Below are 19,879 nucleotides of genomic sequence, written 5' to 3'. Positions count from 1 at the left end.
TGAATGCCGCACAAGAACGCATTCAATTTTGACTGGAGACCAATATGACCACACTGACGACAACGCCGCTGGCGCCCCTGCTGGACCGCCTGTTCGAGGAAGCCGCTGCGGCAACGAGCCATGCCGTGGCGGAGCTCTCCGCCGAGGAGCGGAGCCGCTTCATTCGGAGCAAGACCGAATACCTCGATTTCTACGGGCGGCTAAAGGATCTCTGGCTTCCCGTTTCGCGAGAGACCGGCACGCTGCTCTACATGCTGGCACGGAGCAGCGGCGCCCGGACGATCGTCGAATTTGGAACCTCGTTCGGCATCTCGACCCTGCACCTTGTCGCAGCCTTGCGGGACAATGGCGGCGGGCGCCTGATCACCAGCGAGTTCGAGCCATCCAAGGTGGCGCGCGCCAGGAGCAACCTCACAGCAGGCGGTCTCATCGACATGGTGGAAATCCGAGAGGGAGACGCGCTGCAAACATTAAGCGTCGATCTTCCCGAAACGGTCGACCTGCTGCTGCTCGATGGCGCCAAAGCGCTCTATCCCGAGGTCTTGACCCTAGTTGAAAGTCGCCTCAGGCCGGGCGCCTTGGTCGTTGCCGACAATGCCGATCTTTGCCCCGAATACCTCTCGCGGGTGCGCTCGACCGGAAGCGGCTACATGTCCACGCCGTTCGGCGAGGATGTCGAACTGTCCATGCGGCTCGGCTGACGCACCGCCTGATCTGTCGGAAAGATCGTGCCCAAGATGGGCGGCGGCGGACAAAACTTTGCCCGGCATCGCCCATCAATCGCCTCGCTCTTGCCTTCAAACAGCCGTCACGGAGTTCCTATAGTGTGGTTCGTGGCGGGAATCAGAAAGAAGGAGGCGAAACGATATGCAGCACGAACGCGAAATCGACGCCCTGCTCTCATCTGGCGAGGCCGGATCGATCATCGACCGGCTGATGGCGCTGCCGCACCCCAAGCATGGTGCGCTGAGTGCAAACGAATGGGATCGCGCGGTCGCCAGCCGCTTCGAGACCCATCTGGCGAGACAGATGCGCTCGCAGATCGACGGCAACAGCGTCCGCCAAGACGCTGCCTGATCCCCACTATCTCAGGCGCAGCCTGACCGGCGCTTCGCCGAACGCTCTTGAAAACGCTCTGGAAAATGCCGCGGCGGACGAAAACCCCGTTCGCCCGGCAATGTCCGCCATGGCGATGCGCGTATCGACCACCAGCCGGCGCGCGGCGCCGAGGCGCAGCCTGAGATAATAGGCGCCCGGCGTTTCGCCGATCGACTTGCGAAAGATACTTTCCAGCGTCCGCGCCGTCACCCCGGCGCGCTTGGCCACGGCGGCGACAGTCAGGGGCTGGTCGACATGCGCTTCCATCAGCCGGATGGCTTGCGCCAGCCTGGGATCGTAGCCGTCAAGACGGCCGAGCGAGACCAGCGGCTGCGCGTCCGTCGCGGCGCGCGCCTGGTCGTAGATGAAGACGCTCGCGACATCGAGCGCCACGGCCATGCCGAGCCGCGTGCGGATCAGATGCAGCATCAGGTCGAAGGTCGGCGAGGCGCCGCCAGAGGTGAATACGGGACCGTCGATGACGTAGCGGTCGGGGCGCACGTCGACGCCGGGAAAGGCCGAAGAAAAATCCTCCATATCCTCCCAGTGGGTGGTGGCGCTGCGCCCCTCCAGCAAGCCCGCGCGCGCCACCAGCCAGGTGCCGGCCTCGACGCCGCCGCAGGCGCGTGCCGCGCGCGCCGCCCGGCGCAGTCCGGAAAGCAAGGCTGAAGTGGCGTAGTTCTGCGTGCCGAAGCCGGCGACGACGACCAGCATGTCGGTTGTGTCAGCCGCATCGAAGCGGCCGCTGACCGCCACCGGCAGGCCGCATGTGGTGACCGGCGCCTCGCCTGTGACCGAGACCAGCCTGAAATCGAACAGCGTCTCGCCGGCAATACGGTTGGCGGCGCGCAACGGGTCGACGGCCGACGCAACACACATGATCGACGAGCCGGAGAATACCAGCAGCGTCACCTTGAGCGGCAAACGTTCGGCACGAAAGATCGTCGGTTTTTCGGTTTTGGTCACATGATCTTCCTAAAACGCAAAACAGTTTCCGGCAAGTCAGGCATTCTTGCCCTACGTTCTATTGGGAGAGAGTCCGATGCCGTTAGCGATGAACCGTGAGGTTTTCATTACCTGTGCCGTGACCGGGTCCGGCAGTTCGCAGGACCGCAGCCCGCACGTGCCGCGCTCGCCCAAGCAGATCGCCGATTCGGCCATCGAGGCGGCAAAGGCAGGGGCTGCGATCGTGCACTGCCATGTGCGCGATCCCGAGACCGGCAAGCCTAGGCGCGACGTGCATCTCTACCGCGAGGTAACCGAGCGCATCCGCGCGGCAAACGTTGATGTCGTTTTGAACCTGACCGCCGGCATGGGCGGCGACATGGTATTCGGCCCACCGGAAACCCCCCTGCCGCTGAACGAAAAAGGCACGGATATGGGCGGTGCGACCAACCGCGTGGAACATGTTCGCCAGTGCTTGCCGGAGATCTGCACGCTCGACTGCGGCACCATGAATTTCGCCGAAGCCGACTATGTCATGACCAACACGCCCGGCATGCTGCGCGCCATGGGCGGCATGATGACGGCGCTCGGCGTCAAGCCGGAGATCGAGGCCTTCGACACCGGGCATCTGTGGTTTGCCAAGCAGCTGGTCGAGGAAAAGGTGCTGGATCCGGATGCTCTCGTGCAATTGTGCATGGGCGTGCCGTGGGGGGCGCCAGATGATCTCAACACCTTCATGGCGATGGTCAACAACGTGCCGTCGAGCTGGACCTGGTCGGCCTTTTCCATCGGCCGCAACCAGATGGCCTATGCCGCTGCCGCGGTGCTGGCCGGCGGCAATGTCCGTGTCGGGCTCGAGGATAATCTCTGGCTCGACAAGGGTGTGCTGGCGACCAATGCGCAGTTGGTCGAGCGGGCGGTCAGCATCGTGTCGAACATGGGCGCAAGGGTCATCGGCCCGGACGAAGTCCGCAAGAAGCTGAACCTGACGAAGCGCGCACCGCTTTGAGCAAGGGCGGGAAGAACCCGGCTGGGAGGAGCCGCCGATGAAGACCGTGAAGTTCACCGCCATGAAGGACGGCGACCGCGAGGACTATGCCTTCCTCACCGAGCACGAGATCGACTATGCGGCAAAGACCGGTGAGCGTCTGCTCGACGCGCTTGTCCAGCTCGACGAAGGGCTGTCGGGCTACAAGATCACCCGGCTCGGCCATTCGGTGCAGGCGGCGACGCGGGCCTGGCGCGACGGCGCCGACACCGACTGGATTGCCTGCGCCTTGCTGCACGACATCGGCGACATCTACGCGCCCTATAATCACGACGAATATGCAGCGTCTATCCTGAAGCCCTTTGTACGCGAGCAATGCACCTGGGTGGTGGAAAAGCACGGCGACTTCCAGCGCCTCTATTACGCACATCACCTCGGCGGCAACCCGCACGCCCGCGACCGTTTCGCCGGGCACATCTACTTCGACGATTGCGATGAGTTTTGCGAGCGCTGGGACCAGTCGAGCTTCGACCCGGATTACGAGACATTGCCGATCGATTTCTTCCGGCCCTTCGTGCTCGAAGTGTTCGCGCGCAAGGCCTATGACGCGTCCGTGATCCGTGCCGGCGAGCGTGTCGCCCTCACCGACCCCGCAACAGCCAGCACAAGAACCGGAGCCTCCGCATGAGCATCATCAACAAGGCGGCAGCCATCGGCGGCGGCGTCATCGGCGCCGGCTGGGTCGCGCGGCTGCTGCTCAACGGCATCGACGTGTCGATCTTCGATCCCGACCCCGAGGCGTCACGCAAGGTCGGCGAGGTGATGAAGGGAGCGCGACGCGCCTACAAGCAGATGCTGCCCGGCGGCCTGCCGAAAGAGGGCAAGCTCACTTTCGCCAAGACGATCGCCGAGGCGGTCGCCGATGCCGACTTCATCCAGGAAAGCGTGCCGGAGCGGCTCGACCTCAAGCACCGCGTGCTGGCCGAGATCGACCTTTATGCGCCGGCCAACGCCATTGTCGGCTCCTCCACCTCCGGCATCAAGCCGACCGACATGCAGGTGGCGATGAAGAAGCATCCGGAGCGGTTGGTGGTCGGCCATCCGTTCAACCCCGTCTATCTCTTGCCACTGGTCGAAATCGTCGGCGGCGAACAGACCTTTCCCGAGGCGATCGAAGTCGCCAAGGAGATGTATGCCTCGATCGGCATGAAGCCGGTGGTGATCCGCAAGGAGATCGAAGCCTTTGTCGGCGACCGCCTGCTCGAAGCGGCCTGGCGCGAGGCGCTGTGGCTGGTCAAGGACGGCATCTGCACGGTCGAGGAGCTTGACGACATCATGCGCTATGGCTTCGGCCTGCGCTGGGCGCAGATGGGCATGTTCCAGGTCTATCGTGTCGCCGGCGGCGAGGCCGGCATGCGCCACTTCATGGCGCAGTTCGGCCCGTGCCTGAAATGGCCATGGACCAAGCTGATGGATGTGCCGGAGTTCAACGACGAATTGGTCGAGCTGATCGCGACCCAGTCGGACGACCAGGCGCACGGTCTGTCGATCCGCGAACTCGAAAAGATCCGCGACGACAATCTGGTCGCGATCATGGAGGCACTGTCGAAGCAGAACAAAGGCAAAGGCTGGGGCGCCGGCGCCCTGCATAAGGACTATACCAGGCAGCTGGCTAAGCTTGCGGCGAAGAAGCCCACCGCCTCCAAGGCTGCCGAGAAGGCCAAGGCTGAAAAGCCGAAGAAAAAGAAGAAAGGCTGAGACCATGGATTTTGGTCTTTCGGAGGAACAGAAGCTCATCGTCGAGACGACGCGGGCCTTCGTCGAGAACGAGCTTTACCCGCATGAGCGCGAAGTGGAGCGCACCGGCGTGCTGCGCCGTGAGCTGATCGAGGAGATCAAGGCCAAGGCGATCGAAGCTGGTCTCTATGCCGCCAACATGCCGGCCGATGTCGGCGGCGCCGGGCTCGATACGGTGACCTGGCTGCTCTATGAAAAGGAGCTCGGCCGCGCCAATTACGCGCTGCACTGGACCTGCGTGGCGCGGCCTTCCAACATCCTCCTTGCCGGCACGCCGGAGCAGCGCGAGAAGTATCTGTTCCCGTGCATTCGCGGCGAAAAATGGGATTGCCTTGCAATGACCGAGCCGGGCGCCGGCTCCGATTTGCGCGGCATGAAGGCAACCGCCGTGCAGGACGGCGACGACTGGGTGCTGAACGGCACCAAGCATTTCATAAGCCACGCCGACCTCGCCGATTTCGCCATCGTCTTCATGGCCTCGGGTGAAGAGGATTCTGCGCGCGGCAAGCGTAAGAAGATCACCGCCTTCTTCGTCGACAAGGGCACCAAGGGCTTTACCGTGCGCGACGGCTACCGCAACGTCTCGCATCGCGGCTACACCAATGCCATCCTCGAATTCGACGATTGCCGGTTGCCGGCAGGTCAGGTGCTCGGCGAGGTCCACAAGGGCTTCGACGTCGCCAATTCATGGCTCGGCGCGACGCGCCTGCAGGTCGGCGCCACCTGCCTCGGCCGCGCCGAGCGGGCGCTTGGCCACGCCATCGAATACGCCGCGCAGCGCCAGCAATTCGGCCAGCCGATCGGCAAGTTCCAAGGCGTGTCGTTCAAGCTCGCCGACATGGCGACCGAGCTGAAGGCCGCCGACCTGATGGTGTTCGAAGCCGGCTGGAAGTACGATCAGGGCACCGTTACCGACCAGGACATGGCCATGGCCAAGCTGAAGGCCACCGAGATGCTCGCCTTCGTCGCCGACGAGGCGATCCAGATCCATGGCGGCATGGGGCTGATGGACGATCTGCCGCTGGAACGCATCTGGCGCGACGCCCGCGTCGAGCGCATCTGGGAAGGCACCTCGGAAATCCAGCGCCACATCATCTCGCGGGCGCTGCTGCGCCCGTTCGGGGGCTAGAGCATGATCCCAAAAAGTGGAATCCGGTTTTTGGAAAAGATCATGCTCAAACGAAAAGATGACGATGCACAAACTTGAGCGGCTTTTGCGCCCACGAACGATCGCAGTCTTCGGTGGCGTGCAGGCTGCTGCCGTCGTCGCGCAGTCGATCAAGATGGGCTTTGCCGGCGAGATCTGGCCGGTGCATCCAAGCAAGGACGAGGTCGCCGGCCGCAAGGCCTATCGCTCGGTGGCCGAATTGCCCGGTGCGCCGGATGCCGCTTTCATCGGCGTCAACCGGCACTTGACCATCGAAGTGGTCAAGGCGCTGGCCGAGCGCGGCGCCGGCGGTGCGGTCTGCTTCGCCGCCGGCTTCCTCGAAACCGAGGCCTATGACGAGGACGGCGAGCGGCTGCAGGCCGAGCTGGTCGCGGCGGCGGGTCCCATGCCGATCATCGGGCCGAACTGCTATGGGCTGATCAATTACGCCGACGGCGCGCTTTTGTGGCCCGACCAGCATGGCGGCATCAGGCTGCCTGAAGGCGGTCGCGGCGTTGCCATCATCACCCAGTCGTCGAACATCGCCATCAACATGACGATGCAGAAGCGCGGCCTGCCGATCGCCTTTCTGATGACCGCCGGCAACCAGGCGCAGACCGGGCTTTCCGAAATGGCGCTCGGCCTGATCGAGGACGACCGCGTCACCGCGCTCGGCCTGCATATCGAGGCCTTCGACTCGGTAGCCGGCTTCGAAAGGCTGGCGGCACGGGCACGAGAGCTGAAGAAGCCTGTTATCGCCATGAAGGTCGGCCGCTCCGAGCAGGCGCGGCAGGCGACCGTCTCGCATACCGCGTCGCTGGCCGGCTCGGACGCAGCGTCCGGCGCGTTCCTGAAGCGGCTCGGCATCGCCCGCATCGATTCGATCCCGGCCTTCATCGAGGCGCTGAAGCTGCTGCACGTCACCGGTCCCCTGCCCGGCTACCGGCTGTCGTCGATGAGCTGTTCGGGCGGCGAGGCGTCCGTCATGGCCGACAGCGCCGAAGGCCGCTGGGTGACCTTTCCGCCTCTCACCGCCGAGCATCGCATTCAGGTCAAATCGACGCTCGGCCCGCTGGTCGCGGTGGCCAACCCGCTCGACTACCATACCTTCATCTGGAACAACGAGCCGGCGATGACCGCCACCTTCACCGCCATGGTGTCTGGCGGCTTCGACCTCAACATGCTGGTGCTCGACTTTCCGCGCCCCGACCGCTGCTCTGACACGGACTGGTGGGCGACGCTGCGCGCCTTCGAAGCAGCGCTGAAGACCAACAGCGCGCAAGGCGCGATCGTGTCCTCGCTGCCGGAGAACCTGCCCGAGGAATACACTGCAGGGCTGATGGCGCGGGGCATGGTGCCGCTGTTCGGCATTTCCGAGGCCATGGACGCCGCCCAGGCGGCAGCCTTCATCGGCTGGGCGTGGCGCGAGCCGCCGGCGCAGCCGATCGACACCTCGGCGTCCGGCGCGCCGGCCGGCGACCATGTCACCCCGGACGAGGCGGAGGCGAAAGCGCGGCTCATCGAGGCCGGGCTTTCGGTGCCGAAGGGCGAGCGCGCCGGCAATGCGGTCGAGGCTGTGATCTCCTCGATGGCGCTCGGCTTCCCGGTGGCGCTGAAGGCTCTTGGCGTCATCCACAAATCCGAGCTCGACGCGGTGCGGCTCAATTTGAGGGATGCCGAATCCGTCAGCACCGCCGCCCATGATCTCGGCCCGCTCGGCACCGGCCTTTATGTTGAGCGCATGGTGCGCGATGGCGTCGCCGAGCTGCTGGTCGGCTTCACCCGCGACCCGATGTTCGGCGCGGTGATGACGCTCGGCACCGGCGGCGTGCTGGTCGAGTTGTTGCGCGACAGCGTCACGCTCATGCTGCCGGCGACCCGCGATGATATCGAGGCCGCTTTGCGCGGGCTGAAACTGTTCCCGCTGCTCGACGGCTATCGCGGCCGGCCGAAGGCCGATGTCACGGCGGCAATCGAGGCGATATCGGGCATTGCCGGCTTCGTGCAGCAAAATGCCGGCGAGATCGAGGAACTCGACATCAATCCGCTGATCGTCTGCGCCGAGGGCAAGGGCGCCTGGATCGCCGACGCGCTGATGGTGCTGGGAGGCAAGAAGAATGGCTGAAATCATCACCACCCGCCGCGAGGGCACGATCTTCGAAGTCACGCTTGACCGGCCCAAGGCCAATGCCATCGACCTGAACACGTCGCGGCTTATGGGCGAGACTTTCAAGGCGTTTCGCGACGATCCCGAGCTGCGCGTCGCCATCGTCAAGACCGCCGGTGACAAGTTCTTCTGCGCCGGCTGGGACCTGAAGGCTGCTGCCGGCGGCGACGCGGTTGACGGCGACTATGGCGTCGGCGGCTTCGGCGGGCTGCAGGAATTGCGCGACCTCAACAAGCCGGTGATAGCCTGCGTCAACGGCATGGCGGTCGGCGGCGGCTTCGAGCTGGCCCTATCCTGCGACCTCATCTATGCGTCGGACCACTCCTCCTTCGCGCTGCCCGAAATCCGTGCCGGCACGCTGGCCGATGCGGCGACGATCAAGCTGCCGAAGCGCATCCCCTACCATGTCGCCATGGACCTTTTGCTCACCGGCCGCTGGATGGATGTCGCCGAGGCGCATCGCTGGGGCCTGGTCAACGAGGTGCTGCCCAAGGACAGGCTGGAGGACCGCGTCTGGGAGATCGCGCGGCTGCTCGCCAGCGGCCCGCCGCTGGTCTTCGCCGCGATCAAGGAAACGGCCAGGGTCGCAGAATCGCTGACGTTCCAGGACGCGATGAACCGGGTGACGCGCCGGCAGCTGCCAACGGTTGACGCACTCTACGGCTCGGAGGACAATCTCGAGGGTTTTCGCGCCTTCGCCGAGAAGCGCGACCCGGTGTGGAAGGGGAAGTGACGCTGCGGAGATGATGGCGATCCTTCACACCCCCCTCTGCCCTGCCGGGCATCTCCCCCGCAAGTGGGGAGATCGGATGTCGCATCGGATTTCGCCAATTTCCAGCGTTGCAGGACAAGCGGCAAGGCCAAAGCTGCCGATCTCCCCCCTTGCGGGGGAGATGGCCGGCAGGCCAGAGGGGGGTGTCCAAGCTCAACCTTGGCGGCCCATTCGGCGCCAATGACCAACTACAAAACCCTCATCGACGCCGAGACCTGGGCCTTCATCGAGCGGACCAATTCCTATTATCCACCCGATACGATCGACTACACCATCGCCGAGCAGCGCGAGATCTATAACCGGATGTGCCGCGAGTTCTTTGCCGGCTATCCCCAAGGCGTCACGGCGGAAACCACAGCCATTGCCACACCCTGGCACATCCCGACCCGCGTCTACCGCGCCCCGGCGCCGGAAGCGGCGGCGATGGTGCTTTATTTCCATGGCGGCGGTTTTATCCTCGGCGGGCTCGACAGCCATGACGACCTTTGCGCCGAGCTTTGCGGCCGCACCGGCTACGAAGTGGTTTCGGTCGACTACCGGCTGGCGCCGGAACACCTTCATCCGGCCGCCTTCGACGATGCCATCAGCGCCTTCGAATGGGCTTCGACCACTTACGAACGGCCTATCCTGCTGTGCGGCGACAGTGCCGGCGGCAATCTCGCCGCGTCCGTCAGCCACGCGACGCGTGGCCATGCGCGCAAGCCGATCGGCCAGATTCTGGTCTATCCCGGCCTTGGCGGCGACAGCTCCGCCGGCTCCTACGTCACCCACGCGGAAGCGCCGATGCTTAACGTGCGCGACCTCGTTTTCTACAGGGACATCAGGACCGGGGGCGAGGACCGCACCGGCGATCTCACCTTGTCGCCGCTCGCCGACGCCGACTTTGCCAATCTGCCGCCTACCGTCGTGATCACCGCCGAATGCGACCCGCTGTCGTCGGACGGCGAAGCCTATCGCGACCGCATCATTGCTGCAGGCGGGCGCGCCTGGTGGTTCGAGGAGCCGGGACTGGTGCATGGCTATTTGCGCGCCAGGCACACGGCCGGCCGCGCCCGCTCGAGCTTTACCCGGATTGTCGATGCGGTAGCGGTTTTGGGAAGGGGCGAGTGGATCTGGTGAGGGATGTCTTCCCGACCAGAACGGGCCTTTGTCGGCCGGTACAGCTCTATTTGCGGCGGCGTCGCCGGCCGGAAACCTGCTTCAGCCAAGGTCCTAAATGAAAGGCGCTCATCAGCAGGTACATCGGGACCATGCCGGCCAGCGGTGACGCCTCTTGCCCGGTCGAGCACATCATATCCGGCGCTCCGCCGAGAAGCGTCAGCAGCGCCATGGTTGCGAAGGTCGGCGCGGCGGCGAAGGACAGCCAGTCGGCTGCGCCAAGGGCGGCCGGGCTCGCATCGCCGCCGGATCCGCCTGCATGAATCTCGCTCATGTCCGTTGTCCCTGGTAGTGAGCGGGATGCGTTCGAACTGAACCGTGCATCCCGCTCCTCCATTTGTCTTAGCCGCATTTCTGCGACGCCAAAGATGTTCTATTCGGTGCGATTCCGGAACGCGGCCTCTCCGGCGTCCGATATCTCGACCCATTTTTTGTCGGGGACGGCTTCGGCACCGTAATTGTCGTGCCAGTTCCACCACTTGTACGTCGGCGTTTGCGGATAGCCCTCGGGCGAATCCTCCCAAACCTCCTGGCGGCCGAGCGGCGTCAGGTCGAGGTAGCTCCATACGGTCCCCATCGCCTCGTCGCCGCGGTTGTTGATGAAGTAGGTGCGGAACACGCGATCGCCGTCGCGGATGAACACGTTATGGCCGTGCCACTCGTCAACGCCGAAATCAGCATCGAAGCTGTCGGTGATGGTGTACCAGGGCATCTTCCAGTCCATCCGCGCCTTCAGCCGCGCAATGTCGGCCTGCGGTGCGCGCGAGGCGTAGGCAAGCGTGGTGTCGCGGGCATTCAGATGGGCAAGGTTGCCGACCTGGTCCGCCCCCAGCGAGCAGCCGCGGCAGGCGTGGTCGGGCCAGCCGAATACGCCGGGCTCGAAGAAGGCGCGGTAGACGACCAGCTGGCGGCGGCCCTCGAACAGGTCGAGCAGGCTCACCTTTCCGTCAGGCCCTTCGAACGTATAGGACTTCTCCACCGCCACCCATGGCATCCGCCGGCGCTCGGCGGCCAGTGCGTCGCGAGCCCGGGTCACGGTCTTCTCCTTCACGAGCAGCTGCTGGCGCGCGGCCTCCCATGCGTCAGGCGAAACGACCGGTGGTGTCTTCATCGCGAGCCGCGAGCCCTGCTCGCCTGTGCCATTCTGATGTGCCGTCATTGTGCATCTCCCTTGCTGGTTTGTCGCCGCACCGGCGCGACGTGTTGGGTCGTGAGATAGGATAGGGGCTGATAGCGGATTGGCGAGAGTGACAAGTGTGACGCGATTCCGACGGGTTCGCTGATCACGGCCAATTTCGCCGCCAGCGACGCCTCTGCGCTCATTCGCGCCCGGACTGCTGAATGGGCCGTGCGCCGGCCAGGTAGCGGTCATTGTCAAACGGCTCGGCCTGGTTGCTTTCCGGGCTCCACAGCTGCCGGTGGGTTCGTGTGAGATCGCCGAGGTAGACATGCAGCGCACCCGATCGCGCGCTGCCGGTATTCGCAACCGCATGCACGGTATTTGAGGCCATGTGCACCACGGCAGGCGCTGCGATGTCCTGCCTTTCCGGGACATCGAGTTCGCTGCCGGCAACAGGATAGATGAAGTTCGTCTCGCTGCCCTTGTAGATGCCGATCAAGGCATCCATCAGGTGGTTATGAGGCGGGTACTGCAGGCCGGGCGACAGCGTGATGTGATAGATCGTCAGGTTAGGGCTCGCATGCAGAAGCACCTCGTCGTCGTCTTCTTCGTGAGCGAGTGTTCCCGATGCGTGAAAACGGTTCGTGTAGTCGCCCAGGACCGTCCTTACCGCTTCGAGGGGATCTGGGCCTCTCGCGGCATTGACGATATCATCGGCAACGGCGTAGAGAGGTGAGTTGGCGGCTAAAGGCATATCAGTTATCCTTCCTGAGATGCTCAGATTATCAATCTGAGGTGCTCACGCTAGCGAATGCTGAGGCCAGCGTCAACGGGACAGCCAGACGGACAGAATATGAAAACGACGAAGTTGACCGCCGAACCGGCAGGGCCGGCCACCGTCGAGGCGACAGCACTGTCAGCCGCCGACGTCCTTCGCAGGGAACAGGCATATGAGCAGCTGAGGAACGACATCATTGCCTGCGTGCTGCGCCCCGGTGAAGCGCTCACCGAGAAACAGATCGGCGATCGATACCAGATCAAAAAGGCTACCATCCGCGCGGCGTTGGCCCGCCTGATGCAGGAAGGGCTGGTCAGGAGCGAGCCGCGCCGCGGCTACGTCGTTGCGACGCTCAGTCTGCGGGACGTCAACGAGATCTTCGATGTCCGCAGCTTGATCGAGCCGGAAGTGTTCAGGGTGGCGGCATCGAACATGACCGAGCGCGGGCTGGAGGATATCAGGCTGGCAGCGAAAAAAGTGCTGAAGCCGGAGACGCTACGCAGCCACATTGCCTTCCTTGCGGCCGATCGTGCTTTTCGCCTGGCCCTTGCGGAGCTCTCGGGAAATTTGCGGCTGGCGCATCTCCTGGACCAGATACTCGACCAGTCGGCGCGGGTTCTCCACCTCGGCTTCAAGTCGCGCGACTTCACCCAGTTGATCATCGCCCAGCAAAAGGAACTGGTTCTTGCCTGCGAGGCAGGCGACGTTTCCGCCATCGTGAAACTTGCCCGTGCGCAGTGCCTGTTTTTGAAGAAGCAGGTGCTCGAGGCTTTGCTTGCCGGTTCCAAGCTTCAAGACGTCAATTTGCAGCCCTTCGCTTAGAGGGCGGTTTGGCCACTCGGTGCGACCCGCCACCCTTGGCGCAACGACTGCCGGCGGGCCTTGTTTCACCCCACCGCGCGCGCCGCTGCCCGTCCGGCGCTGCGGCCGGAAAAGATGCAGCCGCCGAGAAACGTGCCTTCGAGCGCTGCATAGCCGTGCATGCCGCCGCCGCCGAAACCGGCGGCCTCGCCCACCGCGTACAGCCCCTCGACGGGTTGGCCGCCGGCGCCCAGCACGCGGCTGTCGAGGTCCGTCTCAAGCCCGCCGAGCGTCTTGCGGGTCAGGATGCCGAGCCTGACCGCGATCAGCGGGCCATTGGCGGGATCGAGCAGCTTGTGCGGCCTTGCGGTACGGATCAGCCGGTCGCCGAGATAGGCGCGCGCGCCGCGCAGCGCGGTAATCTGCATGTCCTTGGAGAACGGATTGTCGAGCTGCCGGTCGCGAGCGCGGATTTCGCGCTCGACCTGCGCCAGTTCGAGCAGCGGCTCGCCGCCGGCCAGTGCGTTCATGCGGGCGACCAGCGCCGGCAGTTCGGGCTCGACGATGAAATCCTCACCCTTCTCCATGAACGCCTTGACCGGCGCGGGCACGCCGCTGGTGGCACGGCCAAGCACCTGGCGCCAGCTTTTCCCCGTCAGATCGGGGTTCTGCTCGGAGCCGGACAGCGCGACCTCCTTCTGGATGATCTTTTTGGTCAGGATGAACCAGGAATAGTCGAAGCCCGTGCTCATGATGTGGCTGAGCGTCGCCAGCGTATCGAAGCCGGGATAGAGCGGCACCGGCAGGCGTTTGCCGCGCGCATCGAGCCACAGCGATGACGGGCCGGGCAGAATGCGGATCGCATGATCGGTCCAGATCGGTGCCCAGTTCCTGACGCCCTCGACATAGTGCCACATGCGGTCGCGGTTGATGAGCCTGCCGCCGGCGGCCTCGGTGATCGCCAGCATGCGGCCGTCGACATGATCGGGAACGCCGGTGATCATGCGTTTTGGAGGCGCACCCAGCCGCTGCGGCCAATTCTCCCGGACCAGCTGGTGATTGGCGCCGATGCCGCCGGAGGCGACGATGACGGCCTGCGCCTTCAACTCGAAATCGGCTGTGATCTCGCGCGAGCTCTTGCGGCCGCGCTCGGCATCACTCGCCGCCAATATGTCGCCGCGCACGCCGTCGACGGCAGCACCCGTCCGGCTCAATTCGTTGACCCGGTGACGGAACCTGAAGCTGATCAGCCCGCGCTTCTCGGCCTCGCGCACGCGCTGCACGAACGGTTCGAGCACACCAGGCCCGGTGCCCCAGGTGACATGGAAGCGCGGCACCGAATTGCCGTGGCCGACGGCGTTGCCGCCGCCGCGTTCGGCCCAGCCGACCACCGGAAAGAATTTCAGGCCGCGCTGCATGAGCCAGGAGCGCTTCTCGCCGGCGGCGAAGCCGAGATAGGCCTCGGCCCAGCGGCGCGGCCAGAGATCTTCCGTGCGGTCGAAGGCTGCAGTGCCCAGCCAATCCTCGAGCGCCAGCTCATACGAATCGCGGATGCGCATGCGCCGCTGTTCGGGCGAATCGACAAGGAAGATGCCGCCGAGCGACCAGAACGCCTGGCCGCCAAGCGACTGCTCCGGCTCCTGCTCGACGATGATGGTCTTCTTGCCGGCCTCAGTCAGTTCGGCCGCCGCGACAAGACCGGCAAGGCCGGCGCCGACAATGATCACATCCGCGTCGTTTGGCATCTATTTGGCCATGATCTCGTCCAAGAACCGGTCCCTCATTTTTTGGGATCATGGCCGGCCTAGACTGTCTCCCAGCCTTCCTTCTCGCCGGCGCGGAAGATGGCATCGATGACCTTCTGGTTGAGCACCGATTCTTCCAGGGTGAAAACGCGGTCCTTGCCGCCCTGTGCCGCCCGCGCGAAGGCCTCGACTTCCAGCCGGTATTGCTGCGTGCCGGGAAAGCGGAATACCTGCGCCTCGCTGTGGTTCTGGTTGTGCAGCTCGACGCGGTGATGGTCATAGAGCCCGGCGTTGAACGGTGAGAACACCTCGATGAATCCCTTCTCGCCGTGGAACACCATCACCTGGCGTGCCGCCATCTGCGTCGACAGGTAGAATGACAGCTCGAAATCGCCGAAATCGGCGCGGATCGAGGAATAGATGTCGGTGCCGAACGTCTTGTCGCGCTCGATCGTCGCCTGGACGCGCAGCGGCTCCTTGCCCGTCGAAAAGCGTGTCGACACCGTCGGGTAGACACCGATGTCGGGCAGCGCGCCGCCGCCGAGATCGAGCTTGTTGCGCATGTTGTTGGGGTCGACATTGTAATAGGAGAACGCGCCCTGGACATGGCGCAGCCGGCCGATGGCGCCGTTGGCGATCAGCTCGCGCACCTTGATCCATTGCGGATGGTAGACGACCATGAAGGCTTCGCAGACCAGCACCTTCCTGGCATCGCGCAGCTTGATCAGCGGCGGAATATCCTTGGCATCGAGCGCCAGCGGCTTTTCGACCAGAACATGCTTGCCGGCCTCGATCGCCTTGGCCGTCCATTCGACATGCTGCGAGGTCGGCAGCGGAATGTAGACGCCGTCGATGTCGCTGGAGGCGAGCAGCTCCTCATAGGAGCCGAAAGCGTGGCGCGCGCCGAAGCGTTCGCCCAGTGCCCGGGCTTTCGACAGATCGCGGCTGGCGATCGCCGACAGCACGCCGTTCTCCGCCTCGACGATTGCCGGCAAAAGCTGCTCGCGGCCGATCTTGGCCGTCGACAAAACACCCCATCGGAACATCAGGTTTCTCCTCTCGATTGCAGGCCTGGAGGTTTGCCCTAATTCAGGAGAAAAGCCAATGCGGGAGCCTGGCGGCGAACAGGGCGATCATCTGCGGCTTTTCCGGATGCCGGCGCTGCTCTTGCGGGGGCGACGAACCCAGGTCCTGCAAAGACTATCCCCTTCTACCCGTCAGCGTCATGTCGAAGTCGACGACGTTGGAGTAAATCGGCGTGCCGACATCCATGCCGTAGCGCGACCGCAACACCTTGCCGGTGACATGGAATTTTATCGTGCCCGCCCTGAGGCCGCCGAGCTCGGCCGTGAACTTTTCCTGAAAGGTCTTGCCGCGCGCCGTCAGCCGGCCGGTGACAAGGGCTGACGTGGCGCCGGTGCGTTTGACGCTGGTCGAACGGAACTGGATCTCCGGATTGTTGGCCGCGTCGAAAACCGCGTCCGAGCGAAGAAAGGCGTCGATGCGACTTTGGCCGGTACCGACGCTTTCGGGGAAGATGGTGAAATTGACCTGGGACCGGCCGACATCGCTGTTGTCGATGAGGATACTGCCCTTGAAGCGGGAGAAAGCACCGTCGAGCCCTCCGCCGCCGAGCTTGCCGATCGAGAAGTGGATGCTGGAACTCCCCGGGCTGATGGTGTAGCTGCCGGCCGCGTCGCCAAGGGCGACGGCGGCGAAAACAGGCATAGCAAAACAAGCGGCGGCTGCCGCAAATCCGAAGATGCGCGCGTACATGGAAATGGTCCTCTTGGCAGGCAACGCTTTCTTGCGTCCTCGCCCCATGAACGAATGAGCCGCCCGCTCTATTCCGTGTCGCGATGTGACGAAGCCGTGATCATGCGCATCAGCACGGTATCCCTCAGCCAGAAATGATGACGCAGCGCCGCGGCCAGATGCAAAGCGACAAGTCCGATGCCGGCATAGGCGAGATACCAGTGCGTCGCTGCCCAGAAGCTTTCAGCCACGTCCGATTCGCCAAGCGGCAGATTGGGCATAACAAACAGATTGAACGGCACGCTCGGGATCTCCAGCACCGAGACCGAGACCAGCGCCCAGCCGGACAGCGGCAGAGCGAGCTGAAACGCATAAAGCGCAAGATGGACAAGTGGCGCGATGCGGCGCTCGAACGGGCCGACCGAGCGCGGCAGCGGCGGGGCCGGTCTGCCAAGGCGCCAGGCGATGCGCAGGATGACCAGCCCAAGCAGCAGGAAGCCGAAGGATTTATGCAGCTGGATCAGTTCGAAGGCGGTGCGCTGGCTGGACAGTCGCACCATGACGAAGCCGAGCACGAACTGGCCGATAAAGAGCGCCGCGATCAGCCAGTGAAGGATGATCGCCGTCCAGCCGTAGCCGGTGGCCTGGTTTTTGGGCAGTGCTGACATGGTCGGTGAACGAATGCCAGGTCGGCTTTCTTCCACCTCTCCCTTATGGGGAGGGTTGGCTTACTCGCCGACCTTGAAGAAATCGACAAAGGCCCTGAGCGCCGGCCGCATCTGGCGGCGGCTTGGGTAATAGACGAAGAAGCCGTCGAAAAGCGGGCACCAGTCCTCCAGCACGCGAACAAGCTTGCCGGCGGCGAGCGCGTCGCGGACATAGTCCTCGAACACGAAGGCGAGCCCGGCGCCGTCGACCGCGGCGTTGGCAATCAGATGGTCCTCGTCGAGGATCAGCGGCCCTTTCACCGGGATTTCGATCTCCTCGCCGTTCTTCTCGAATTCCCAGCGATAGAGAATGCCGCTGGAGAAGCGGAAGCGGATGCAGCGGTGACCGGCAAGATCGCGCGGATGCTGCGGCTTGGGCATGGTCTCGAAATAGGATGGCGCGCCGACGACTGCGCCGCGAAGGTCCGGCCCGATGCGCACGGCGATCATGTCGCGCTGCAGGCTCTCGCCCAGCCGCACGCCGGCATCGAAGCCGCCCTCGACCACATCGGTGAAGCGGTCCTCGATGACGATCTCCAGCACGATGTCGGGATAGGCAGCGGCAAAGGCGCCGAGCCTTGGCGTCAGCGTCAGGTGGGCCGCGGTGCGCGGCACGGTCAGCCTGAGATTGCCGGCCGGCCGGTCGCGCGCCTCGATCGCCGATTCCAGCGCCAGGTCGATCTCCGACAGCGCCGGCCTGAGGCGCTCGAGCAGCTGCGCGCCCTCCTCGGTCGGAGCGACGCTGCGCGTGCTGCGCGCCAGAAGGCGCACGCCGAGGCGCGCTTCGAGGCTGGAAACCGCGTGGCTGACCGCCGATGGCGCGATTGCCAGTTCCTTGGCCGCGCCGCGAAAACTGCCGCATTGGGCGACCGTTGCCAGTACAGCGAGCTGTGAAAGATGGGTTCGCTTCATTGATCTATTTTTTGGAACAGCCTGTGCAAATTAGAGCCGATTATCGAACGCAGCGCAAGACGCTATCTCTGCGGCATCACAACCATCACAACAAGGAGATACGTGATGCAAACCCGCAAGCTCGGCAATGAACTTGACGTCTACCCGGTCGGCCTCGGCTGCATGGGGATGAGCTTTGCCTATGGTGGCCAGCCGGAGGCGGACGCGATCGCCACGCTGCGCCACGCTGTCGACATCGGCGTCAATTTCTTCGACACGGCCGAAGTCTATGGCCCCTACGAGAACGAAATCCTGGTTGGCAAGGCGCTGAAGCCGGTGCGTGACAAGGTGACGATTGCGACGAAATTCGGCTTCAAAATCCTGGAAGAAGGCAGCGGCATGGAGCGCATGGCCGGCGTCGACAGCCGCCCGGAACACGTCAAGGCGGTTGCCGAAGCGTCGTTGAAGCGGCTGGATACGGAGGTCATCGACCTCTATTACCAGCACCGCGTCGATCCCAACGTGCCGATCGAGGATACGGTCGGCGCCATGGCCGAGCTGGTGCGCGAGGGCAAGGTGCGGGCGCTCGGCCTGTCGGAGGCGAGTGCGGCGACCATCCGCCGGGCGCATGCGGTGCATCCGATCGCCGCGGTGCAGAGCGAATATTCGCTGTGGAGCCGCGATCCGGAGGAGGAGGTGTTTGCCGTCTGTCGCGAGCTCGGCATCGGCTTTGTCCCCTATAGCCCGCTCGGCCGCGGCCTGCTCACCGGCACGATCGCCAAGCCCGATGTTCTCGGCGCCGACGACTGGCGCCGCGGGTTGCCGCGCTTCCAGGCCGACGCCATGGCGGCCAATGCGGCGGTCGTCGCCGTGCTGGAAAAGATGGCCGCCGAGAAGGGCGTGACGCCGGCGCAGCTGGCGCTCGCCTGGGTGCTGCATCAGGGCGACTTCATTGTCCCGATCCCCGGCGCGCGAAAAATCCGCCATCTGGAGCAGAATACGGCGGCAGCCGATATTGTGCTGAGCCAGGCCGAAGTGGCGTCCATCGGCGACGCGCTGTCGCCGGAAAAGGTGGTCGGCAAGCGCTATACCGAGGAGCTGCTGGCCCTGGTCAACGGTTGAACGGCGATCGACGGCGTAATCGAAACGGGGCGTTTCGGCGCCCCGTTTTCGGTCGCACCGCAATGCAAATAATTGCGAGATATTGGCGCGAGGCACCCCCCTCTGTCCTGCCGGACATCTCCCCCTCAAGGGGGAGATTGGACGTCACCTCGGCTTTCGCCAATCACGGACGTTGCAGGAGCGAGCGGATCGCCGAAGCTGCCGATCTCCCCCCTTGAGGGGGAGATGTCCGGCAGGACAGAGGGGGGTGCTGTCCCGCCGACATTTCCTACCAAGGCACGACACTGATCTCCGGCCAGTTCTCCCTCGCACGCGCGCCCTTCATCTCGTGCGTCTGCTGATTATCTAGTGCACGGTTCGGGGTAACGCGAAACGAGAAGATGTCGTCGAGCCCGAACGGCGCCACGAGCGCGAGTTGCCCATCGGTGCCGAATCTAACGCCGACCGCATGGGTTTTCGAAGCGAAATAGGACAGCGCCTCGGCGGACGACGACAGTCTGGGATAGGAACCGCCAAAGCGCGCCTCAAACCACAGATGCACCCGCGCCTGGTTGCGCACTTCGACCGGCAGCGTCAGTCCTTCGAACTGCTTCGCCGCCCGGCGGATGACCGTGTCCTCGGCCTCGTAAGACAGATCGCTCTCATCGAAATAGAACAGATCGACATCACGAATGCCATATCCCGAAGGCTTCGCCGTCAGATGATTCCAGACGCTGTTGTAAAGCGCGCCGGACACGACCAGCCAGTCGGGGAGGTCGAGCGCCCGTACCCGCGACAGCGTCTCGCCGACCAGCGGATCGGCCGAGACGATATCGAGAAAGGCTGCACGCTGTTCCTCGAAGGGCAGCCCTGAATAGCGCAAATGGTTCATCGCCCTTTGGAGGGCGA

The 19,879-nt window shown here is 64.3% G+C and carries 21 protein-coding genes; 11 read left to right on the top strand and 10 right to left on the bottom strand.

The features are described 5' to 3' along the window. Window positions 1-44: 44 nt before the first annotated feature. Together NKH37_RS24715 and NKH37_RS24710 are read left to right on the top strand one after the other, a co-directional pair. Window positions 45-701 carry an O-methyltransferase gene (locus tag NKH37_RS24715; protein WP_353005971.1) on the top strand — a complete coding sequence of 219 codons (657 nt, stop codon included), beginning with the start codon at window positions 45-47 and terminating at the stop codon, window positions 699-701. 166 nt (window positions 702-867) lie between these two features. Continuing rightward, complete coding sequence (locus NKH37_RS24710; protein ID WP_023718320.1) at window positions 868-1,077, top strand: hypothetical protein; 210 nt, start codon at window positions 868-870, stop codon at window positions 1,075-1,077. A 6-nt stretch (window positions 1,078-1,083) separates the two neighbouring features. Here NKH37_RS24710 and NKH37_RS24705 read toward each other — a convergent pair whose 3' ends face one another. After that, window positions 1,084-2,064 (bottom strand): GlxA family transcriptional regulator, encoded by a 981-nt coding sequence (locus NKH37_RS24705; protein ID WP_352591840.1) that lies wholly within the window; start codon window positions 2,062-2,064, stop codon window positions 1,084-1,086. Between the two features lie 76 nt (window positions 2,065-2,140). Here NKH37_RS24705 and bcoG point away from each other — a divergent pair, with 76 nt between their 5' ends. The 7 genes from bcoG (at window position 2,141) to NKH37_RS24670 (ending at window position 10,033) form a co-directional block, all read left to right on the top strand. After that, window positions 2,141-3,052, top strand: coding sequence for a 3-dehydrocarnitine:acetyl-CoA trimethylamine transferase BcoG (bcoG, locus tag NKH37_RS24700; protein WP_352716478.1), 912 nt, complete (start codon window positions 2,141-2,143; stop codon window positions 3,050-3,052). Between the two features lie 37 nt (window positions 3,053-3,089). Next, a complete protein-coding gene (locus tag NKH37_RS24695) occupies window positions 3,090-3,719 on the top strand; it encodes an HD domain-containing protein (RefSeq protein ID WP_352716480.1) in 630 nt (209 codons plus the stop codon). Beyond that, a complete protein-coding gene (locus tag NKH37_RS24690; RefSeq protein WP_352716482.1) occupies window positions 3,716-4,789 on the top strand; it encodes a carnitine 3-dehydrogenase in 1,074 nt (357 codons plus the stop codon). Before NKH37_RS24695 ends, NKH37_RS24690 begins: the two co-directional genes overlap by 4 nt. Before the next feature lie 4 nt (window positions 4,790-4,793). Further along, window positions 4,794-5,957 (top strand): acyl-CoA dehydrogenase family protein, encoded by a 1,164-nt coding sequence (locus NKH37_RS24685; protein ID WP_352859921.1) that lies wholly within the window; start codon window positions 4,794-4,796, stop codon window positions 5,955-5,957. A 64-nt stretch (window positions 5,958-6,021) separates the two neighbouring features. Next, on the top strand, window positions 6,022-8,100 hold the full coding sequence (locus NKH37_RS24680; RefSeq protein ID WP_352547966.1) for an acetate--CoA ligase family protein: 2,079 nt from the start codon (window positions 6,022-6,024) through the stop codon (window positions 8,098-8,100). Next, complete coding sequence (locus NKH37_RS24675; RefSeq protein WP_023718313.1) at window positions 8,093-8,875, top strand: carnitinyl-CoA dehydratase; 783 nt, start codon at window positions 8,093-8,095, stop codon at window positions 8,873-8,875. The genes NKH37_RS24680 and NKH37_RS24675 overlap by 8 nt, the downstream gene beginning before the upstream one ends. A 219-nt stretch (window positions 8,876-9,094) precedes the next feature. Next, the gene (locus NKH37_RS24670; protein WP_353005972.1) at window positions 9,095-10,033 is read left to right on the top strand and encodes an alpha/beta hydrolase; all 939 of its coding nucleotides are present in this window, start codon (window positions 9,095-9,097) and stop codon (window positions 10,031-10,033) included. Window positions 10,034-10,079: 46 nt separating this feature from the next. Here NKH37_RS24670 and NKH37_RS24665 read toward each other — a convergent pair whose 3' ends face one another. The 3 genes from NKH37_RS24665 to NKH37_RS24655 all read right to left on the bottom strand — a co-directional run bounded on the left by NKH37_RS24665 (window position 10,080) and on the right by NKH37_RS24655 (window position 11,946). After that, complete coding sequence (locus NKH37_RS24665) at window positions 10,080-10,346, bottom strand: hypothetical protein (RefSeq protein WP_023718311.1); 267 nt, start codon at window positions 10,344-10,346, stop codon at window positions 10,080-10,082. A 99-nt stretch (window positions 10,347-10,445) separates the two neighbouring features. Further along, window positions 10,446-11,231: a DUF899 domain-containing protein gene (locus NKH37_RS24660; protein ID WP_084642556.1), complete on the bottom strand. Its 786-nt coding sequence runs from the start codon at window positions 11,229-11,231 to the stop codon at window positions 10,446-10,448. 160 nt (window positions 11,232-11,391) lie between these two features. After that, a complete protein-coding gene (locus tag NKH37_RS24655; RefSeq protein WP_023718309.1) occupies window positions 11,392-11,946 on the bottom strand; it encodes an autotransporter in 555 nt (184 codons plus the stop codon). Between the two features lie 99 nt (window positions 11,947-12,045). Between NKH37_RS24655 and NKH37_RS24650 the strand changes: the two genes are divergently transcribed. Further along, entirely contained in the window at window positions 12,046-12,792 is a 747-nt protein-coding gene (locus NKH37_RS24650; protein ID WP_023718308.1) for a GntR family transcriptional regulator, read from the top strand. Window positions 12,793-12,857: 65 nt separating this feature from the next. Here NKH37_RS24650 and NKH37_RS24645 read toward each other — a convergent pair whose 3' ends face one another. The 5 genes from NKH37_RS24645 to NKH37_RS24625 form a co-directional block, all read right to left on the bottom strand. Continuing rightward, window positions 12,858-14,516 (bottom strand): FAD-binding dehydrogenase, encoded by a 1,659-nt coding sequence (locus tag NKH37_RS24645; RefSeq protein ID WP_353005973.1) that lies wholly within the window; start codon window positions 14,514-14,516, stop codon window positions 12,858-12,860. Between the two features lie 59 nt (window positions 14,517-14,575). Then, window positions 14,576-15,562: a Gfo/Idh/MocA family protein gene (locus NKH37_RS24640; protein WP_352484691.1), complete on the bottom strand. Its 987-nt coding sequence runs from the start codon at window positions 15,560-15,562 to the stop codon at window positions 14,576-14,578. Between the two features lie 154 nt (window positions 15,563-15,716). Next, the gene (locus NKH37_RS24635; protein WP_352484690.1) at window positions 15,717-16,292 is read right to left on the bottom strand and encodes a YceI family protein; all 576 of its coding nucleotides are present in this window, start codon (window positions 16,290-16,292) and stop codon (window positions 15,717-15,719) included. Between the two features lie 68 nt (window positions 16,293-16,360). Further along, a complete protein-coding gene (locus NKH37_RS24630) occupies window positions 16,361-16,939 on the bottom strand; it encodes a cytochrome b (protein WP_352484688.1) in 579 nt (192 codons plus the stop codon). 60 nt (window positions 16,940-16,999) lie between these two features. Continuing rightward, the gene (locus tag NKH37_RS24625; protein WP_352484687.1) at window positions 17,000-17,890 is read right to left on the bottom strand and encodes a LysR family transcriptional regulator; all 891 of its coding nucleotides are present in this window, start codon (window positions 17,888-17,890) and stop codon (window positions 17,000-17,002) included. A 105-nt stretch (window positions 17,891-17,995) separates the two neighbouring features. On the opposite strand from NKH37_RS24625, the gene NKH37_RS24620 reads away from it, so the two are divergent. Further along, a complete protein-coding gene (locus NKH37_RS24620; protein WP_023718302.1) occupies window positions 17,996-18,991 on the top strand; it encodes an aldo/keto reductase in 996 nt (331 codons plus the stop codon). 268 nt (window positions 18,992-19,259) lie between these two features. Here NKH37_RS24620 and NKH37_RS24615 read toward each other — a convergent pair whose 3' ends face one another. Continuing rightward, window positions 19,260-19,862, bottom strand: coding sequence for a nucleotidyltransferase family protein (locus tag NKH37_RS24615; RefSeq protein WP_352484467.1), 603 nt, complete (start codon window positions 19,860-19,862; stop codon window positions 19,260-19,262). Window positions 19,863-19,879 lie beyond the last annotated feature (17 nt).

The sequence above is a fragment of the Mesorhizobium sp. M1217 genome (assembly GCF_040318275.1).
Classification (GTDB): Bacteria; Pseudomonadota; Alphaproteobacteria; order Rhizobiales; family Rhizobiaceae; genus Mesorhizobium.
This window is presented reverse-complemented; position numbering and strand designations above follow the sequence as displayed.

Excerpts from the sequence above, each read along its gene's own strand:
- NKH37_RS24715 (WP_353005971.1), top strand. The coding sequence starts at position 45 with ATGACCACACTGACGACAACGCCGCTGGCGCCCCTGCTGGACCGCCTG.
- NKH37_RS24710 (WP_023718320.1), top strand. The coding sequence starts at position 868 with ATGCAGCACGAACGCGAAATCGACGCCCTGCTCTCATCTGGCGAGGCC.
- bcoG (WP_352716478.1), top strand. The coding sequence starts at position 2,141 with ATGCCGTTAGCGATGAACCGTGAGGTTTTCATTACCTGTGCCGTGACC.
- NKH37_RS24695 (WP_352716480.1), top strand. The coding sequence starts at position 3,090 with ATGAAGACCGTGAAGTTCACCGCCATGAAGGACGGCGACCGCGAGGAC.
- NKH37_RS24690 (WP_352716482.1), top strand. The coding sequence starts at position 3,716 with ATGAGCATCATCAACAAGGCGGCAGCCATCGGCGGCGGCGTCATCGGC.
- NKH37_RS24685 (WP_352859921.1), top strand. The coding sequence starts at position 4,794 with ATGGATTTTGGTCTTTCGGAGGAACAGAAGCTCATCGTCGAGACGACG.
- NKH37_RS24680 (WP_352547966.1), top strand. The coding sequence starts at position 6,022 with ATGCACAAACTTGAGCGGCTTTTGCGCCCACGAACGATCGCAGTCTTC.
- NKH37_RS24675 (WP_023718313.1), top strand. The coding sequence starts at position 8,093 with ATGGCTGAAATCATCACCACCCGCCGCGAGGGCACGATCTTCGAAGTC.
- NKH37_RS24670 (WP_353005972.1), top strand. The coding sequence starts at position 9,095 with ATGACCAACTACAAAACCCTCATCGACGCCGAGACCTGGGCCTTCATC.
- NKH37_RS24665 (WP_023718311.1), bottom strand. The coding sequence starts at position 10,346 with ATGAGCGAGATTCATGCAGGCGGATCCGGCGGCGATGCGAGCCCGGCC.
- NKH37_RS24660 (WP_084642556.1), bottom strand. The coding sequence starts at position 11,231 with ATGACGGCACATCAGAATGGCACAGGCGAGCAGGGCTCGCGGCTCGCG.
- NKH37_RS24655 (WP_023718309.1), bottom strand. The coding sequence starts at position 11,946 with ATGCCTTTAGCCGCCAACTCACCTCTCTACGCCGTTGCCGATGATATC.
- NKH37_RS24650 (WP_023718308.1), top strand. The coding sequence starts at position 12,046 with ATGAAAACGACGAAGTTGACCGCCGAACCGGCAGGGCCGGCCACCGTC.
- NKH37_RS24645 (WP_353005973.1), bottom strand. The coding sequence starts at position 14,516 with ATGCCAAACGACGCGGATGTGATCATTGTCGGCGCCGGCCTTGCCGGT.
- NKH37_RS24640 (WP_352484691.1), bottom strand. The coding sequence starts at position 15,562 with ATGTTCCGATGGGGTGTTTTGTCGACGGCCAAGATCGGCCGCGAGCAG.
- NKH37_RS24635 (WP_352484690.1), bottom strand. The coding sequence starts at position 16,292 with ATGTACGCGCGCATCTTCGGATTTGCGGCAGCCGCCGCTTGTTTTGCT.
- NKH37_RS24630 (WP_352484688.1), bottom strand. The coding sequence starts at position 16,939 with ATGTCAGCACTGCCCAAAAACCAGGCCACCGGCTACGGCTGGACGGCG.
- NKH37_RS24625 (WP_352484687.1), bottom strand. The coding sequence starts at position 17,890 with ATGAAGCGAACCCATCTTTCACAGCTCGCTGTACTGGCAACGGTCGCC.
- NKH37_RS24620 (WP_023718302.1), top strand. The coding sequence starts at position 17,996 with ATGCAAACCCGCAAGCTCGGCAATGAACTTGACGTCTACCCGGTCGGC.
- NKH37_RS24615 (WP_352484467.1), bottom strand. The coding sequence starts at position 19,862 with ATGAACCATTTGCGCTATTCAGGGCTGCCCTTCGAGGAACAGCGTGCA.